The sequence below is a fragment of the Paraburkholderia sp. J67 genome, from assembly GCF_905220265.1.
In the GTDB taxonomy this organism is placed as follows: Bacteria; Pseudomonadota; Gammaproteobacteria; order Burkholderiales; family Burkholderiaceae; genus Paraburkholderia.
The window spans coordinates 182757-201183 of sequence record NZ_CAJMZK010000010.1 but is presented as its reverse complement, the minus strand read 5'-3'; the positions used below and the strand labels follow the sequence as shown (position 1 = coordinate 201183).

Here is an 18427-nt window from a genome sequence, read left to right as displayed (position 1 = left end):
CCCGGGAAAAGTCAGGCCGGCTTTTAAACATGAGAACCTCGTCGTCCTTCTTCACGTTGCGATGTCTGGGGAATGTCCAGGTCCAGGCGGTTGAGGGCGCGCCGGTGCAGCAGCACGCCACCGAACAGCCCGATGAGCACGACGCTGAGCAGCGTCGCCACGAGCAGCAGCGCGATATGGCTCGCGAAGAACCACTCGAGCGCGAGCCCCAGCGGCAAGGAGCCGATGAAATAGCTCTGATCCTTGTTCAGCGCGGTGAGGATGCCGTCGTGCACGATCACGAGGCTGCCGCTCACCAGGTCGCCGGTACGATCGGGGCTTGCCTGCAGCGCGTCCACCACCGCCGCGAGGCCGCCCGGCGTATTGCCCGCGACCACCACCACGCTGCGTCCGCGCTTGAGCGGCGATTCGAAGCCGGCCACCATGCCGTCGTGGTCGTCGCTGCGATACAGCGCGTCGATGGCCTCGTCGCGCCGGGCCGTGGCATGGCCGCCGCTCAGCTTGTCCCACCAGGCGGCGGGGCCCTTGCCCGATGTGCTGACCGGCCCGAAGAAGCCCGGCGGCAGCGCCTCGCGCCAGGTTTTCAGCAAGGGCTGGTTGTCAGCCGCGTTGCGGCCCGCGCTATCGCCCGAGGCCAGCACGAGCAAATCCTTGTCGCGCAGCGCGTCGATCTGCGCCGGCCCGGCCACCGTGACGCCCAGCACCGGATAGCCGCTCGCCTGGCCCATGCTGCCCATCAGCGTGAGGTAGGCGGCGTAGTCGTCGGCGACCGGCTGCGTCGGCAGGATCACCGCGCTGTCGGCCAGGTCGGCGAGGCGCGTGAACGGAAAGCCGGCGTTCGCGAATGCGCGCAGATCCGGCATGGCGGTGTAACGCGGCAGCCGCGAAATATCGATAGTCGAAGTCGGGTCAATGGCGCTCAGCAGCGCCCCGCCCGGCTCGTCCTGCCAGCCGTCCTTCGTCTTGACGTTCTCGTAGCGATAGTCGAATTGCAGCGTCGTCAGCGGCGGCAGCAGATACGTGGGGATGTGCATCACGGCATGACCGTCCGACGCGTCGCCACGTAGCGCCAGGGTCTGGATCGGCGTGTTGCCCGCCAGCACCTGGAGCACCGAATGCGTCGATTCCGGGCGCGCCGTATAGCGGTAGCGCAGATTCAGCACCGCGCCGCTATTGTCGAAACCGAACAGGCCCGGCGGCAGACGCAGGTCCACGGCGATCGCGCCGGGACGCAAGCCCTGGATCGTGAAGCGATTGGCCGCGAGCAATTCGCCCAGCTCGACCGGACGGTCGGAAGGCAGCCACCTTGGCGCGTCATAAGGCTTGCGCGGCGCGGCGACGACCGGGCGGTCGATCCTGACCTGTGAGCCGGACAGCGTCTTCGCGCCCAGCGCCAGCGTGGTCGCCGCTGCACGCAGTTCGGTCTCGTCGCGGCCCGCGACCACCAGCAGCTTGCCGTTGGCGTCGTTGGGGTTCGGCACGATCGCGAGCGTCGGGCCGTCCACCGCCAGCGCGGCGGCACCCTGGCCGAGGCCGAGCCCCGGCAACTCGTCGCGCAACGCCACCACCACGCCATGGCCGTGCGCGGGCAACGCGCCGAGACTCGCGGAGAAGTGCGAGCCGCGATAACCCGCCTGCACGCCAAGCCACGAAGTTACGATCCCCGCCGCCTCCAGGCGATTCGCGCCCGGCGCGCGCGGCAGCACGACGGGCAGGCTCACCCGGCGCACGTCGTGCTCGTCGAAGAACGGCGCGGGCAGATGCGACAGGTCGCTCGCCACGGCCGCCGGCGCCACGGTCAGTTCGAGCACGCTCGTCGGCGCGGCCTTCAGCCACAGATCGGCGCTCAGCGGATCGTTGCCCGCATCGCTCGCCTTGCTATGGGCGATCAGTTCGAGGTTCAGGTGATTGAAGTCGGTCAGCAGGGAGACCGGCAGATCCACCGTCGTCTGCACGGACGCAGCCGGCGCCGGTTCGGGCAGCGCAATGGTCGCGCCCACCACGCTGTTGAGCAGCACGTTCAGATGCGAAAGCGCGGGCAGCAAGGTGGGCGAATAGCGATAGTCCAGCACGAGGCGCGCGCTGATCACCCGCTCGTCGCGCCGCAAGCCGAAGTCCATGCCGCCATAGGCGTCCTCGCCGAGCAAGCTCAGCCCCGGCGCGTTCTGTTGGCGCACCAGCGGAATGCGGTAGGTGTAGGCGTCGGACGGCGCGGCATCGGCCGACGCAGACGCTGGGGTCTGCGTAGCCGCTTGCGTAGCGGAAGGTGCGGCGGCTGGTGCCGATGCCGCGGCAGCCGATGCCGCGGCGGCCGATGCTGGCGCAGCAGGCGCAGCCTCGGCCAGCGCGACGCTCGCCGCGAGCGAGACGACAGCCAGGGCCGAAGCCAGCAGCGCGCGCAGCCGGCGCGCGCGGATCGAGGCGCGCTTCCAGGCGCGCAAACGCAACAGATAGTCGAGACTCACGATTGCTTCGATCCCAACTCGCTGTCCGCGACCGTGGCCGGGCGTGCCAGACGCTCGCGCCCACCCAGCAACAGATGTCGTGACAATTCCCGCAGGCCGCGCAGGCCGACGGCGAGCACTTCGAACAGACTGCGCAGCGGACGGTCGGGACGATAGCGGCCCCACGAGCCGATCCAGCTATCGGCGCGCGAAAACGTCACGCGCATGAAGTCGCGTTCCTGATCGATCGTCAGCGCGGGGAAGCTCACACCCACCGTGCGGCCGCGGCACACCTGGACCTCGGCGGGGAACTTGCCCTCGTAGTCGTCGCGGAACACCGAGACCACGATGCGCTCGCCGCGCTGCGGCAGCGCCACGTCCTCGGGCAACACGAGGCCGAGACCGCCCTGCGAATAGTCGCTGGTCTGACACGCGATGCGGCGCCCATCGGCGAGCAGCACCGAAGCCGGCAGCTCGATCGGCACGCGCGGCGTGAGACGCAACTGGCGCGATTCGCTTGCCACGCCCGCCGCGGCGCTGAGGTTCATCACGTTGTAGATCACCCAGACCAGATTGAAGACGATACTCATCGACTCGGGCCAGCCGGGACTGCGGATCAGCCCGACCACGCCAACCGCGAAGCCCGCCAGGTTGATGCACAGCAGGCCGATGTAGGGCCGCGCCATCGCCCAGTCGAGGAAGGACTTGCGGATCACGCCGCCCTTGGACGTCACGTTGAAGCCCTTGCGGCCGGGGAACAGCACGGCCTGGAGCGCGGGCAGGATGACGTACCACGCCAGCACCGTTTCGTAGACCTCGCTCCAGAACGAATGGCGAAAGCGCCCCTGAATGCGCGAGGCGCCGATGCTCGAAATGACGAGGTGAGGCACCGCATAGGCCAGCAGCATGAGCGCCGACGCATGGAAGACGTGCGCGCCGAAGAACAGATAGGCCATCGGCGTCATCAGGAACACGATGCGCGGCAAGCCGAAGAAGAAGTGCATCATCGCGCTGAGGTAGCACAGGCGCTGCGGCAGCGTCAGTCCCGTGATCAGCAGCGGATTGAACTGGCGGAAGATTTCCGCCATGCCGCGCGCCCAGCGAATGCGCTGGCCGACGTGGCGGCCGAGGCTTTCGGTGGCCAGACCCGCCGCCTGCGGAATCGCCAGATAGCCGGTGTTGTAGCCCCGCATGCTCATCTTGAGCGCGGTCAGCGCGTCTTCCGTGACGCTCTCGGTCGCCACGCCGCCCACATCGTCGAGCGCCGAGCGGCGCAGCACCGCACAGGAGCCGCAGAAGAACGCCGCGTTCCAGAGGTCGTTGCCGTTTTGCAGCACGCCATAGAACAGATCGCCTTCGTTGGGCACCTTGCGGAAGGTCTCGAGATTGCGTTCGAACGGATCGGGCGAATAGAACACGTGCGGCGTCTGCACCATCGCCATCTTCGGATCTTTCAGGAACCAGCCCATGCAGACCTGCAGGAACGAACGCGTGGTGACGTGATCGCAGTCGAACACGGCGATGTACTCGCCGCTCGTCTTCGCGAGCGCCGCGTTGAGGTTGCCCGCCTTGGCGTGCGTGTTGTCGGGCCGCGTCAGGTAGTCGACGCCCGCCTCTGCGCAGAAGGCGCGGAACTCGTCGCGACGGCCGTCGTCGAGCAGGTAGACGCGCATCTTCCCGGCGGGCCAGTCGAGCAGCGTCGCGGCCAGCACCGATTGCCGCACGACTTCGAGCGGCTCGTTATAGGTGGGGATGAACACATCCACCGTCGGCCATGCCGAGGGATCGGCCGGCAGCGGCGCCGGGCGGCGATGCAGCGGCCAGAGCGACTGGAAGTAACTGCACAGCAGCATCAGCACCGCATAGCATTCGGCGGCCAGCAGCAGATAGCCGAAGGTCGCGTCGAGCGGGCCGGTGAAGGCCAGCGTCTGCGTCACGCGCCAGTACAGATAGCGCATCGACATGAACACCGACAAGGCCACCAGCGACACCGTGAGAACGCGGCTGCGAACGCGGTTCAGGAGAATCGCGACGCCCATGCAAAGCAGGGCGAAGATCCATTGCCGCGACGCCGCGAGGGGAACCGTCATCGTGGAAATAAACAGCAGCACGGCGGCCACCGTCAGGAGCACGCGCACCCAGCCGCGCGCGAGCAGCGCCGCGCCCGCGGCGAGGAGCTTGTCGTCCCAGTCGCCGGCGTCGTCGCTCTGCTGCGCACTCGCGCGTTGACGTTGCAGCATGGGCTGCACGCGTGGCTGCCCGTCGTGTTTGTCGTGGTTGTCCTGTTCGATCTGTGCCATTGCCTCTTCCCTAGCGGGTCTTGACCCCAAGCACGATCAGCAGCACCAGCACCCCACACAGCAGCACGGCCATCAACCGATTCACGCTCATCATTCGCGACGACGAAACCGCCGCAGCCGGGCGTCTGTCGTCGTCGCCCAGCACCATATTCATGAATTGTTCCGCTTGATTCTCTTGTTGCTCTTGTTGCTCTCGTGCCTCGATGGCGGGTTGCGCCACGGCCTGCGGCACAACACCGCTCGCCGCCGAACTCGAAGGCAAGCGGCGCAGCACCTGCACAGCGCACTGCGTGAGGTCCTCGCGTCCCACACTGTGCGCAGGCGCTTCGGCGACGGTGCGGCCTTGCCCCAACGCCTCGCTCACCGACTGGTCCACACGCACGCGCGCGATCACGCGCTCGCCCAGCACACCCTCGATCAGCGCCAGCGATTCGCGCGAGATCGCGCGTGTCTCGTCGACCTGGTTGACGATGCACACCGGGGCGAGCGCGCCGCGCTGTTGACTACGTTGTTGGTCGCGTTGTTGACCTTGATAACGCCGGATCAGGTTCCCGATCTGCGGCAGCGTGGCATACGACGCCGCATCCGCCAGCACGACGGAGATCACGAGATCGGCCACGCCCAGCGCCTGACGCAGGTAGTCGGACACACCCGGCGGCGTGTCCAGGATCACCACCGCGTCGTCGGGCAGATCGAGGCGCTGCAAGTGAACCGAAAGCCAGTTCGGCGCGTCCGCGATGCGGCGCTCGAGCGCCGGCAGATCGACCTCGTTGATCTGGCCGAACGGCAGCACGTGAACGCCCGACGCGGTGCGCACGCAGGCATCGCTCCACGGCGCACCCGCCACGCTCGCGCGCGACAGACCCGCGATGGCTTGCGGATTGCCGCCCAGGTGCAGATGCAGGGCGTTCTGCGGATCGAGATCGACGGCCAGCACGGTTCGGCCGTGACGAGCCAGCACGACGGCCAGATTGGCCGCAATCGTGCTCTTGCCCACGCCGCCCTTCGCGGAAACGACTGCGACGACGATCATGGGGTCCCGGTTGGCGGCACGTCGTCGCGAGACTCGTTGCGCGCAAGCAGGCGCGCGAACACGCTGCTGAGCGCAGCAGGCTGCGGTTCGTTGTTTGCGCTCGAGGTTGCAGCGACAACAGCAGGCGCGGGCGCGGTGAACGCGACCGACGACACGGCTTCGGATTCAGCGACGGCCCCGACCTCGGGCACGGCCACCACAACCGGAGGCGGTTCCGCGGCGCTCGCGGCAATGGTCCACGCGATGAGCCGCTGCGGTGCGTCCGGATCTGCGTCCGGTGCTGCATCCGAATCGGGCTCGGGCGCAACCGCCAGTACCTCGGCATGAACCTCGTCCGCCGCATGCGGCGCATCGATTGGCGTCGTGTCGGCCTGCGCCGTTTCCAGCGGCGCCGCCTCAACCAGAGGCGCCGCACACGGGATCAACTCAGCCGCGGGCAACGCAGCCCATGAGCCACGCGTACCTTGCGTCTGCTCCGTGCGTTCCACTTCCTGGTACTGCGCTGGACTGCCGCCCGCCACACCGAAAAGATTTGCAATGTCCGAAGCACTGCTCATGCGCCGACCCCGTCGTATTCGTTGTGCCGTCCATCAAACCGGGCCATGCGCCCAGGCACAATCTGCTGTTTTTTTATCTGCCGAACAGAAAAACCATCGTTCCCGAAACATCCGCCGGGCCTGCCGTGGTCATTCGCAATTGCGAATCGGCGCCCAACTGGTGCATCCATGCTTCATAGGCCCCTTCGAGGAACGCCCCGGCCCACGCCAGGTTTTCCGGGCCAAAGGCCGCCTTGAGCGGCGCGCGGTAATGCGTGAGCACCAGCCAGTCCTGAGCCTCGCGTATCTCGACGCTGCCCCAGCCCAGTTCGCTCCAGACCTGATTCATGGCCGCCTGCATGGCGGCGACCGTGCCGGCAGGCTCGAGGGCATATTGACTGGCGAATTGGCCGCCCGAGCCACGCATGAGCTGGGTCAGAAGCTTCGGGGTCAGGTTTTGCGTCAACTCTTGCGCGAACAACGACAGGAACGGACGCCATTGCGGTTCAGGCTTGGAATTCATCGCATATCCATGCGCCTTCTGCCGCGATACCGCCGCGCAGGCGCACATTGTGTGACTCGGTGTGTAACTAAGGAACTGGGAGAAGCGGCCCTGAACGCGATCCGGGCAGTGACCAACGTTGCGCACAGGTAATCCTTGCCGATGATCCCTGCTCGTAGACCTACAAGGACGTCAGGCTAATTCGGCGCGCGCGGCGGATTATACTTATTATTGCAGCCGTTTTTATTTTTTAATCTCGCGGGATCGCTCGATCTGTCACGTCCGCGCGACAGAAAATAAATGCCGAAAACGTTTGCGATGAAAAAGGGGCGCTTCAATCAGACGCATTCAAACTGTTTCAACTGAAGAAAGCCCGCGCGCGTGAAAAGCCCTTCGAATCAGCCTGAGCGGCAATTTATTACGGCGTAATACAACAGGTCATCGCCTTCTGCCCAGGCCTTCGGCTCGCACGGCGCGAGATTCATCAGACAAGCGCGCGCACGCCACGCGGCGCTTGCGGATTTTCTTCTGGCATGTTGTCCGCCTCAGCATCGACCAACTGACTACGCGCTGTGGCCGCCGCGAGCGGCACCGTTTGCGATGTCTCCTGCGCCTTGGCGCGCGGGCTCTCGCAGGCGGCAAGCGGCTCGGGCGCCCCGGCATCGACGCCGTGCCGCCATTGCCCCGTTTCCAGTTCGCCATCCCACAGCGGGCCGTGAACGTTCAAGTCGACCGCCTGCTGCGGATGCGATTCGAACAGATCGTCGTAAATCGCCTGCGCGATCGCGAGACGCACGAGATGTTCCGCCGGCGCGTGCGCAAACGTTTCATCGTGCACTCTCGGCACCATCAGTGAAAACGGCGCGTGTGCAGAACCGATTCGAATGAACGCGATACTGATTCCGTGCACGACGATTGCGCTGTAGCGCAGTGTTTCGTTTCTGCTTCCCCGGAAACGAAACATGTATTCGGTTGTTTTCATTTTTATCGTGACCCGCCCCACCCCGAGGCATAAGGTCAAATCTAATTATCTTTTATAAGCATCGACGCGGATTCCCCGACTGAAAACCCGATCGATGTGCGCGTGCGATGGACTGCCTCGATGTGCAGCCTCGATGTACAACTTGTTACGCTGCCTGGCGCAAAATCGGCACGATCTGCACGCAGGCAGAAAAACGGCCGCCGTATCGTGCGATGCGGCGGCCTGCTTTTCTGGTCGGACTTGCAACCGCCATCCAATGGCCGGTTTCAAGCAATTTAACAATTGCAAAAATAGTACCACGCGGCGGCGCACCCACCGCGGGCGGGAAATAAATATTCCCCCTTCAACTTACTTAACCGTCCTGATGATTTCCGCGCGTGTCGATTCAGCTCATGAGTCGGAACGCTCAACCGATTCAGCCATCCCGCCCGCTTGCCCGCCATCGCCCCGTACATCGGGCACGAACTGATAGCCTTCGCCGCGCAGCGTGCGAATCCAGCCTGGATGGTCGGGGTCGACCTCCAGCACCGCGCGCAGCCGCGACATCGCCACATTGACGCTATTCTCGCGAATCCCGCCACGCGTGAGCGCCACCAGTTGCGCGCGCGAAAGCGTTTGCATGGGACGCTGCGTGAGCAGGGCCAGCAACGCAAACTGGCTTTCGGTAATGCGCAGGGGCACGCCGTCCTTCAGCAGCGTGCGCGTGGCATACACGATGTGAAACGGGCCGAAGCTCAGTTCCTTCGCGACCGCGCGCGGCGCCTCGCCCGAGGTGATCCGGGGCATGCGGCGCAACACCGCCCTCACGCGCGCGAGCAGTTCGGACGGCACGAACGGCTTGGCCAGATAATCGTCCGCGCCGAGTTCGAGTCCGATCACACGGTCGATCGCATCGGCAAGCGACGAGAGAATGATGACCGGCGTGGTGTCGCCGTGCCCGCGCAACTGCTTGAGCGCCGCGAACCCATCGAGGTCGGCAAAGCGCCGCTCCATCAGCACGAGATCGGGCAAGGTCGAGCGCACATCGATCGGCAATTGCCCGCACGTATGCAGAGTCGAGACGCTAAACCCCGCCTCGCCCAGAAAATGCGACAGCAATTCGCACAGCGCGCGATCGGGGTCGACCACGAGAATGCGCTGCTTCATCGACGAGACCGACGAGCCCAACGACCTGCCTGCTTCTACCGCGTCTTGCACAGGCACCCTCAACGCTGCGCCTGCTTCGACTCTTGCAATTGCGACGCGTCCCAGCCGCCGCCCAGCGCTTCGATCAGGCTCGCGCTTGCGATCAGACGGTTCGAGCGCACCTGCAACGCGGTTTCCTCGTTCGAGAGCGCCGTCGCCTGCGCGGTCACCACGGTCGTATAGGCGACCGTGCCCGCCTCGTATTCGTCGAGCGAGATCTGCACCGACTGGCGCGCAAGCTTCACAGCCTCATCCTGCGCAACGGCCTGCTCGCCCAGCACGCGCAGATTCGACAATTCATCTTCGACATCGTGGAAGGCCGACAGCACCGTCTGCCGATAATTGGCGACGCTTTCGTCGAACGTCGCGCGCGCCGCGTCGACGCTTGCCGAACGCGCGCCGCCGTCGATCAGCGTTTCGCTGCCGCTCGCCGCGAGCGACCAGAGCGCGTTGGCCGCGCTCAGCAACGGCGCAGCACCCGAGAAGCCCGCCGCGCCCGAGAGCGAAATGGTCGGGTAATACGCGGCCACGGCCACGCCAACCAGCGCGTTTTCCTGCGCCATCGTGCGCTCGGCCTCGGCAATATCGGGGCGGCGTTCGAGCAGCGCGGACGGCACCACCAGCGGCACGTCGGGCACGTCCTGCGCGAGTTCGGCCGGCGCGATCGTGAGCCCAGAAGGCGGGCGGCCGATCAGCAGCGCAATCGCGTGTTCGTACTGGTCGCGCAATTCTTCGGCAGCAATCGCCGAGGCGCGCGCGGTCGCCAGCGTGGTCTGCGCGGTCACGACGTCCGAGCGCGCCGCTACGCCCGCTTCGTACTGGTTGCGCGTGATCTCGAGGCTGCGTTCGTAGGCCTTCACGGTGTCGTTCAGAAGACGCGTGAGCGAATCCTGGTAGCGCATCGAAAAGTAGTCCGAAACGAGTTCTTCCTGGGCCGATAGCGTGAGGTCGGCAAGCTGCGCCGCGCTCGCCTGCGCGCTCGCCTTGTCGCTTTCGATCTGGCGGCGCACCTTGCCCCACAGATCGATATCCCACGACGCGCTGGCCTCCAGAGAACCGCTTGTCGAAGTCGTGTTGCTGCTGCGCGCGCGCGAGACGCCGGGCGAGACCGAGACCGTGGGCGAGAGATTCGCGCGCGCCTCGCGCACCACCGCCAGCGCCTGGCGATACGCGGCCTCGTAGGCCTTCAGGTTCTGGTTGCTGATGGCCACCTGCGGCACCAGCGAGTCGAGCACGGGGTCGTGATAGACGCTCCACCAGTCGCCGCGCGCCGCGCCGTCGGCGGGCGTGGCGCTCTTCCAGCCTTGCGGCGCTTCCTTGAAGGCGACCGGCGTGATCACGTCGGGGCGGCGGTAATCGGGGCCGACGGTGCAGCCTTGCAGCGCGAGCAGGGCCGCGCCGAGCGCGAGGGACGTGCAGAGAGTGTTGCGGATACGCAAGGGCATGAGCTTCATGATGAGGTGTCCGTCATCGCGCCGCCGGACGAACCGCGCTGGACGCGACGCCACAGGGCGCGTGCGCGATGGCGCAGGCGATCGAGATAGAGATAGACGACAGGGGTCGTGTAGAGCGTGAGCAACTGGCTCACGATCAGCCCGCCGATGATGGCGATGCCGAGCGGGCGGCGCAGCTCCGCGCCCATGCCCTGGTCGAGCACGAGCGGCACCGCGCCGAACAGCGCGGCACAGGTCGTCATCATGATCGGGCGAAAGCGCATCACACAGGCCGTGCGAATCGCTTCGGCGGGCGAGAGGTTTTGCGTGCGCTGCGCGTCGAGCGCGAAATCGACCATCATGATCGCGTTCTTCTTGACGATGCCGATCAGCAGGAACACGCCGATCAGCGCGATCACCGAAAACTCGGTATTGGTCGCGAGCAGCGCGAGCACCGCGCCCACGCCCGCCGAGGGCAGCGTCGAGAGAATCGTGAGCGGATGCACGTAGCTCTCATAGAGCATGCCGAGCACCGCATAGACCGCCAGCAGCGCCGCGCCGATCAGCAAGGGCATCGCCGATGCAGCCGCGAGCGCGCTGCCCGCCGTGCCCGCGAACGCGCCATGCACGGCGTTGGGCATGTTCAGATCCTTGACGGCCTGATCGACGGCGGCAGTGGCATCGGCCAGTTGATAGCCGGGCGCGAGGTTGAACGAGATCGTCACGGCCACGGCCTGGCCCTGGTGATTCACCGAGACCGGCGTGTGCGCCTGCACGAGCTTCGAGAACGCCGACAAGGGCACCATCGTGTCGCTCGTCGTGCTCACGGCCGCGCCGCTGGAGACGCTGCCGCCCGTGCTGGTGGCGATCGAATTGGTGGCCGCGTTGGTGGCCGAACTCGACGTGCTGGTGCTGCTGCTGGACGTGCTGCTCGACGAAGACGATGACGACGTCGATGCGCTCGTGACCGTGCCCGAAACCGCATTCGTCGACGACGTGCCGCTCGCCGAAGCACCCGAGGTGCTCACATAAATATCGTTGAGCGAAGACGGGTCCTGCAACCACTTCGGCGCGATTTCCATGACCACGTGATACTGGTTCTGCTCCTTGTAGATGGTCGACACCTCACGCTCGCCGAAGGCGTCGTAAAGCGTCGCGTCGATCGTGTCGGGCGTGAGGCCGAAGCGCATCGCCGTCGCGCGATCGACCACCACTTTCGCGGAGAGGCCGCCATTTTGCTGATCGGAACTCACATCGGCGAGCGCGGGCACGTGCTTGAGCACATCGGTCAGGCGCGTGGCCCACTGCTGCACCTGCGCGGTGTCGTCGCCTTGCAGCGTGTACTGGAATTGCGCGAAGCTCTGGCGACCGCCCACCATCAGATCCTGACGCGGGAACATCATCATCTGCACGCCGGGAATCGCGGAGAGCTTCTGGCGCAGGCGCGCCATCACCACGAACGCCGAGACATTGCGCTCGTCGAGCGGCTTGAGCGTGACGCTCGTGAACGCCTGGTTGGTGCCGTGACCGCCCGTGAAGCCCACCACCGTCTGCACGGCGGGATCGGCCTTCACGATGGCGAGCGCCTGCTTGACCTTGGCGCTCATCGCCTGGAACGAGATGCTTTGATCGGCCATCATGCCGCCGCCCATCAGCCCGCTATCCTGTTGCGGGAAAAGGCTCTTGGGCACCACGGAATAGAGCACGACATTGAGCGCGATGGTGGCGATCAAGGTGCACAGCACCAGCAGAGGATGGCGCAGCGCCGCACCCAGCGTGCGCGCATACACGGCTTCCGCCGCATCGAACCAGCGGCCGAGCGTATCGCTCACGCGTGCGCAAAAGCGCGTGTAGCGATTGTCCTTGCGCGGCTTCGCGGCTTCTTCGCGCTCGCTGCGCAACAGCAGCGCGCACAGCGTAGGCGTCGTGGTGAGCGCGAGCACCATCGAGACCGCAATCGCAATCGACAGCACGATCGCGAACTCGCGGAAGATGCGGCCCACGAGGCCGCCCATCAGCAGGATCGGCAGGAACACCGCGATCAGCGAGACGCTCATCGAAATCACGGTGAAGCTCACTTCCTTCGCGCCTGCGAAGGCGGCTTCGAAACGCGATGCGCCGCGCTCGCGATGCCGCGCGATGTTCTCCAGCACAACGATGGCGTCGTCCACCACGAAGCCCGTGGCGATGGTGAGCGCCATCAGCGAAAGATTGTCGAGGCTGTAGCCGAACAGCTTCATCGCGCCGAAGGTGCCGAGGATCGACACCGGCACGGTCACGGCGGGAATCAGCGTCGCGCGCACATTGCGCAGGAACGCGAGCACCACCAGCACGACCAGCACCACCGCAATGATGAGCGTGCGCTCGGTGTGCGAGAGCGAGGCGCGAATCGTGCTGCTGCGGTCGTCGGATACGGTGACTTCGGTGCCCGGCGGCAGTGCGGCCTGCAATTGCGGCAGCACGGCCTTCACGCGATCGACCACGTCGACGATATTGCCGCCGGGCTGCTTGAAAATCCACAGCATCACGGCGGGCTTGCCGTTCACATAACCCGCATTGCGCAGGCTTTCGACCGAGTCGTTCACCTGCGCCACGTCGCGCAGGAACACGGGCCGGTTGCTGCGCCAGGCGACCACGAGATTGCGGTATTCGTCGGCGCGCTCGGCCTGGTCGTTGGCGTAAAGCTGCCAGCGCAGCGCGCCGTCGCTGACCATGCCCTTCGCGCTGTCCGCGTTGGCGGCCGCGAGCGCGGCGCGCACGTCTTCGAGACCAATGCCGTATTTGAACAGCGCGCCCGCGTTCAACTCCACGCGCACGGCGGGCAGCGAACTGCCGTTCAGATCGACGTTGCCAATGCCGTCGATCTGCATGAGCCGCTGTTGCAGCACCGTCGCCGCGCTGTCGTAAAGCTGGCCCGGCGTGAGCGTCTTCGAGGTGAGCGAGACGATCAGAATGGGCGCGTCGGCGGGATTGAACTTGCGATAGGTCGGGTTCGACTTGAGCGCGCTCGGCAAGTCCGCGCGCGCGGCGTTGATCGCGGCCTGCACGTCGCGCGCGGCGCCGTTGATGTCGCGATCGAGGCCGAATTGCAGGATCACATCGGTGGAGCCGACGCTGCTCTGCGAGGTCATTTCCGTGACGTCGGCGATCTGGCCCAGATGGCGTTCGAGCGGCGCGGCGACGGTGGCGGCCATCGTTTCCGGACTCGCACCCGCCATCTGCGCCTGCACACGGATGGTCGGGAAATCCACGGCCGGCAGCGGCGCGACCGGCAGATAGCCGAACGCGAGCATGCCCGCCACGGCGATCGCGACGGTCATCAGGATCGTCGCGACCGGCCGGCGAATGAAGATCGCGCTCAGATTCATGACGTGCCCCGCTGCGCGTCGTTCAGCGTCCAGCCGCGCGCACGCAGCCACGCCGCCATGCGCTCCATCGCGAGATAGACCGCGGGCGTGGTGAAGAGCGTGAGCGCCTGGCTAAACACGAGGCCGCCAATCATGGCGATGCCGAGCGGGTGACGCAATTCGGAGCCGCTGCCGGTGCCAAGCGCCAGCGGCACGGCGGCGATCAGCGCAGCCATCGTCGTCATGAGAATCGGGCGCAGGCGCAACAGGCAGGCGCGATGAATCGCCTCGCGCGGGCTGAGGCCATCGTCGCGTTCGGCGGCGAGCGCGAAGTCGATCATCATGATCGCGTTCTTCTTGACGATGCCAATCAGCAGCACGATGCCAATCACGCCGATGATGTCGAGATCCGCGCCGGTGATCACCATCGCAAGCAACGCGCCCACGCCCGCCGAAGGCAACGTCGAAAGAATCGTGAGCGGATGCACGAAGCTCTCATAGAGCACGCCCAGCACCACGTACATCACGAGCACGGCCGCGAGCACCAGATACAGCTCGCTCGACAGCGACGACTGGAACGCGTCCGTCGCGCCCTGGAAGCGCGTTTCGAAACTATCCGGCAACGCCACAGCGGCTTGCGCGCGCTTCACCGCCTTGATCGCCTCGCCGAGCGACGCGCCCTTCGCGAGGTTGAACGAGATCGTCGTGGCCGGGAACTGGCCGAGGTGCGAAATCTGGATCGGCTTCTTGCTCGTGACGATCTGCGCGACGGCCGAAAGCGGCACCTGGCCATCGGTGGCGGTGGACGACGGCAGATACACCGAGTCGAACGCGTTGAGACCGCGCGCGAGCTTCGGATCGATCTCCATGATCACGCGCTTCTGGTCCGACTGCGTGAAGATGGTGCTGACGATACGTTGTCCGAAGCTGTCGTAGAGCGCATTGTCGATGGTCGCCAGCGTAATGCCGAAGCGCGCCGCCGTAGCGCGATCGACCTGCACGGTGGCCGCAAGGCCCGCGTCCTGCAGGTCGCTCGTCACGTCGGCGAGTTCGGGCTGCTTGCGCAGTTCGGCGATGAGCTTCGGCGTCCACGCGCTGAGCGTGTCCATCGACGGGTTGTCGAGCATGAACTGATACTGCGTCGCGCTCACCTGCGTATCCACGCTCAGGTCCTGGACCGGCTGCATATGCAGCGCGATGCCCGTGACGTCGGCGGTTTCGCTTTGCAGACGGCGGATGATCTCGCTGGCCGAGGCGCTGCGTTCATCCTTCGGCTTGAGGTTGATCTGCATTCGGCCCATGTTGAGCGTCATGTTGCTGCCATCCACGCCCACCGACGACGAAAGGCTCACGACGTCCGGGTCCTTGAGCACGGCATCGGCAAGCTGCGTTTGCAACGCGCTCATGCGCTCGAACGAAATGGATTGCGAGGCTTCGGTGATGCCCTGGATCACGCCCGTGTCCTGGGTCGGGAAGAAGCCCTTCGGGATGAACACATAGAGCGCCGCCGTGAGCGCGAAGGTGCCGATGGCCACCGCCAGCGTCGCCTTCTCGTGATCGAGCGCGAAGGTGAGCGCGCGATCGTAGTGCTTCATGACGGGGCCGAACCAGTCGCGGCCCTTGCGTTCCTTCTGATGTTGATGCGGCGCGGCGCGCAGCAGGCGCGCGCACAACATCGGCACGAGCGTGAGCGACACCAGCGCCGAAATCACGATGGCCACGGCCAGCGTCACCGCGAACTCGTAGAACAGACGCCCGATCACATCGCCCATGAACAGCAGCGGAATCAGCACCGCGAGCAGCGAGACCGTGAGCGAGATGATCGTGAAGCCGATTTCGCGCGAGCCCTTGAGCGCCGCGTCGAGCGGCTTCATCCCCGCTTCCACGTGACGGCTGATGTTCTCGATCACGACAATCGCATCGTCCACGACGAAACCCGTCGCGATGGTGAGCGCCATCAGCGAGAGATTGTCGAGGCTGAAGCCATACAGATACATCGCCGCGAAGGTGCCCACCAGCGAGAGCGGCACCGAAAGACTCGGGATCAGCGTCGCGGGCACGTTGCGCAGGAACACGAAGATCACCATCACCACGAGCGCGACGGCCAGCGCCAGTTCGAGCTGCACGTCCTTCACCGAGGCGCGGATCGTGGTCGTGCGGTCCGTGAGCAGCGCCACGTGCACCGACGAAGGCAGATCGCGCGTGAGCGCGGGCAGCATGGCCTTGATCGAGTCCGCGACCTTGATGACGTTGGCGCCGGGCTGGCGCTGCACGTTCAGCAGGATCGCGGGCGTGTCGTTGCTCCACGCGGCCAGCTGGGTGTTTTCCGCGCCCGCCACCACGTCGGCAACATCGCGCAGCAGCACGGGACGGCCGCTGCGATACGCAATCACGGTATCCAGATACTGCTGGGGATCTTCGATCTGGTCGTTCGAGTCGATCGTCCACGCGCGATGCGGGCCGTCGAGCGAGCCCTTCGGCGCATTCGTGTTGACGTTCGTGAGCGTGGTGCGCAGGTCGTCCACGTTCAGGCCGTAAGCGGCCAGCGCGCGGATGTTCGGGCGCACGCGCACGGCCGGCTTGTGGCCGCCGGAGAGCGTGACGAGACCCACGCCCGACATCTGCGAAATCTTCTGCGCGATGCGGGTGTTGGCGAGCGCCTGCACGTCGGTGAGCGGCATCGTCGGCGACGTGATCGCGAGCGTGAGGATTGGCGCGTCAGCGGGATTGACCTTGGCGTAGACGGGCGGCGCGGGCAGATCGCTCGGCAGCAGGCTGTTGGCGGCGTTGATGGCGGCCTGCACTTCCTGCTCGGCCACGTCCATCGAGACCGCGAGATCGAATTGCAGCGTGATGACCGAGGCGCCCGCCGACGAATGCGAGGCCATCTGCTTGAGGCCCGCCATTTCGCCGAGCTGCTGTTCGAGCGGCGCGGTGACCGCGGAGGTCATCACGTCCGGGCTCGCGCCCGGATAGAAGGTCTGCACCTGGATCGTCGTGTATTCGACCGAGGGCAGCGCGGAAAGCGGCAGGAAGCGCCACGCCACCAGGCCGACGACGAGCAGCGCCGCCATCAGCAAGGTGGTCGCGACGGGCCGCAGAATGAAGAGGCGCGACGGATTCATGACTGCGGGCGGGCCTTCGCTTTGGCGTTTGCTTTGGCGTTGTTATCGCTGCCCTGGTCGGCGCGCGGTTGCGTGCCTTGTTGCGTGCCTTGTTGCGTGCCTTGTTGCGTGCCTTGTTGCGTGCCTTGTTGCGTGCCCTGCTTCGGTTCGCGAATCTTCACGCCGTCGCTCAGATGATCGGCGCCATCGACCACGACACGATCGCCAATCGCCAGCCCCGCGAGCACGGCGGTATGGCCATCGGCGGACGCGCCCGCGCGAATCTTGCGCAGCGACACCGTGTGGTTGTCGTTCACGCGATAGACGAAGGTGCCAGGCGTGCCGGTCTGCACGGCTTCGGCCGGAATCGTCACCGCGCCGTGCAGCGTGTCGAGCAGCAGCGAAATATTGACGAACTGGTTAGGGAACAATGCGCCGTCGGTGTTCTTGAACAGCGCGCGCAGCTTCACGGTGCCCGTGGTGGTGTCGATCTGGTTGTCGACGGTGTCGAGCACGCCGTCCGCGAGTTTCTCGTCGCCCGCGCGATCGTAGGCCGCCACTTCCAGACGCGCGCCGCTCGCGAGGCGCTTGTTCAGGCGGCGCAGATCGTCCTCGGGCAGCGTGAACACCACCGAGATCGGATCGGTCTCGGTCACGATGACCACGCCGTCCGTGTCCGAGGCCGTCACGTAATTGCCCACATCGACCTGACGCAAGCCCACGCGCCCGTCGACCGGCGACACGATGCGGCAGTAGGTGAGATTGAGCTTTTCCGTATCGACCTGGGCCTGGTCGGTGAGCACCGTGCCTTCGTATTCGTGCACGGTGGCCACGGCGGTGTCGAGCGTCTGCTGCGCAACCGAGTCGGTTTTCGCGAGACGCTGATAGCGCGCGAGGTCGAGGCGCGCGTTGTCGAGCAGCGCCTGGTCCTTCACCACCTGTCCCTGATATTGCTTGAGCAGCACTTCGTACTGGCGCGGGTCGACCTGGGCGAGCAGATCGCCCTTCTTCACGTGCTGGCCTTCGCGGAAGTCAATCGACTGGAGATAGCCGCTGATCTGCGATTTGACGGTGACGGTCGCGAGCGACGTGACGGTGCCGAGCGAGGTCAGGCGCACGGGTACATCGCCCGCGGCGGCGGTGGCGATACCCACGGATTGCGGCTGGCCGCCCATTGGGCCGCCCGGGCCGCCGGGGCCGCCAGGACCACCCGGAAAGCCCGGCGGGCCGCCTGCGGGCCCGCCATGCGGGCGCAGCGCGAACAGCGCCCCCGCGCCCACGGCCAGCGCCAGCAGCGCCCACGGCCAGACCCGGCGGCGCCGGGCACCGCTCGTTTCGTGCGGCTCGCGCACGCTAGTTTCATCAGGATTTCGGGGGGGCTCTACGCGCTTGTCCATGCCGTTCGCGATACGTGAAAGAAGCCGCGAACGATACGGCATGGCGCGCATATGTTGTTGATTCATAATGGAATCAACACAATGTATCCAGATTGACACACGATATGCAGCCCAACCGTTAACAAATTGTTGGACAATGAAAAGGTCTTTTTTACACGGTTTTA

11 protein-coding genes are annotated in these 18427 nt (G+C 65.8%); all 11 read right to left on the bottom strand.

What is annotated here, in order from left to right; all coding sequences use genetic code 11:
- Window positions 1-23: 23 nt before the first annotated feature.
- Window positions 24-2465, bottom strand: coding sequence for a cellulose biosynthesis cyclic di-GMP-binding regulatory protein BcsB (bcsB, locus tag U5782_RS20155; protein WP_322045640.1), 2442 nt, complete (start codon window positions 2463-2465; stop codon window positions 24-26).
- Complete coding sequence (gene bcsA / locus U5782_RS20150) at window positions 2462-4744, bottom strand: UDP-forming cellulose synthase catalytic subunit (RefSeq protein ID WP_322045639.1); 2283 nt, start codon at window positions 4742-4744, stop codon at window positions 2462-2464. Before bcsA ends, bcsB begins: the two co-directional genes overlap by 4 nt.
- A gap of 10 nt (window positions 4745-4754) precedes the next feature.
- Window positions 4755-5777 (bottom strand): cellulose biosynthesis protein BcsQ, encoded by a 1023-nt coding sequence (gene bcsQ, locus U5782_RS20145; protein WP_322045638.1) that lies wholly within the window; start codon window positions 5775-5777, stop codon window positions 4755-4757.
- Window positions 5774-6334: a hypothetical protein gene (locus U5782_RS20140; protein ID WP_322045637.1), complete on the bottom strand. Its 561-nt coding sequence runs from the start codon at window positions 6332-6334 to the stop codon at window positions 5774-5776. Before U5782_RS20140 ends, bcsQ begins: the two co-directional genes overlap by 4 nt.
- Window positions 6335-6407: 73 nt before the next feature.
- Window positions 6408-6884 carry a cellulose biosynthesis protein BcsD gene (gene bcsD, locus U5782_RS20135; RefSeq protein ID WP_322045636.1) on the bottom strand — a complete coding sequence of 159 codons (477 nt, stop codon included), beginning with the start codon at window positions 6882-6884 and terminating at the stop codon, window positions 6408-6410.
- A gap of 415 nt (window positions 6885-7299) precedes the next feature.
- Window positions 7300-7818: a hypothetical protein gene (locus U5782_RS20130; RefSeq protein WP_322045635.1), complete on the bottom strand. Its 519-nt coding sequence runs from the start codon at window positions 7816-7818 to the stop codon at window positions 7300-7302.
- 369 nt (window positions 7819-8187) lie between these two features.
- Window positions 8188-8943 carry a response regulator transcription factor gene (locus U5782_RS20125; protein WP_322045634.1) on the bottom strand — a complete coding sequence of 252 codons (756 nt, stop codon included), beginning with the start codon at window positions 8941-8943 and terminating at the stop codon, window positions 8188-8190.
- A 59-nt stretch (window positions 8944-9002) separates the two neighbouring features.
- The gene (locus U5782_RS20120) at window positions 9003-10436 is read right to left on the bottom strand and encodes an efflux transporter outer membrane subunit (RefSeq protein WP_322045633.1); all 1434 of its coding nucleotides are present in this window, start codon (window positions 10434-10436) and stop codon (window positions 9003-9005) included.
- Window positions 10433-13783 (bottom strand): efflux RND transporter permease subunit, encoded by a 3351-nt coding sequence (locus tag U5782_RS20115; RefSeq protein WP_322045632.1) that lies wholly within the window; start codon window positions 13781-13783, stop codon window positions 10433-10435. Before U5782_RS20115 ends, U5782_RS20120 begins: the two co-directional genes overlap by 4 nt.
- Window positions 13780-16887, bottom strand: a complete 3108-nt coding sequence (locus tag U5782_RS20110; protein WP_322045631.1) for a multidrug efflux RND transporter permease subunit — start codon at window positions 16885-16887, stop codon at window positions 13780-13782. The genes U5782_RS20115 and U5782_RS20110 overlap by 4 nt, the downstream gene beginning before the upstream one ends.
- Window positions 16884-18218, bottom strand: a complete 1335-nt coding sequence (locus U5782_RS20105; protein ID WP_322045630.1) for an MdtA/MuxA family multidrug efflux RND transporter periplasmic adaptor subunit — start codon at window positions 18216-18218, stop codon at window positions 16884-16886. The genes U5782_RS20110 and U5782_RS20105 overlap by 4 nt, the downstream gene beginning before the upstream one ends.
- Window positions 18219-18427: the final 209 nt, after the last annotated feature.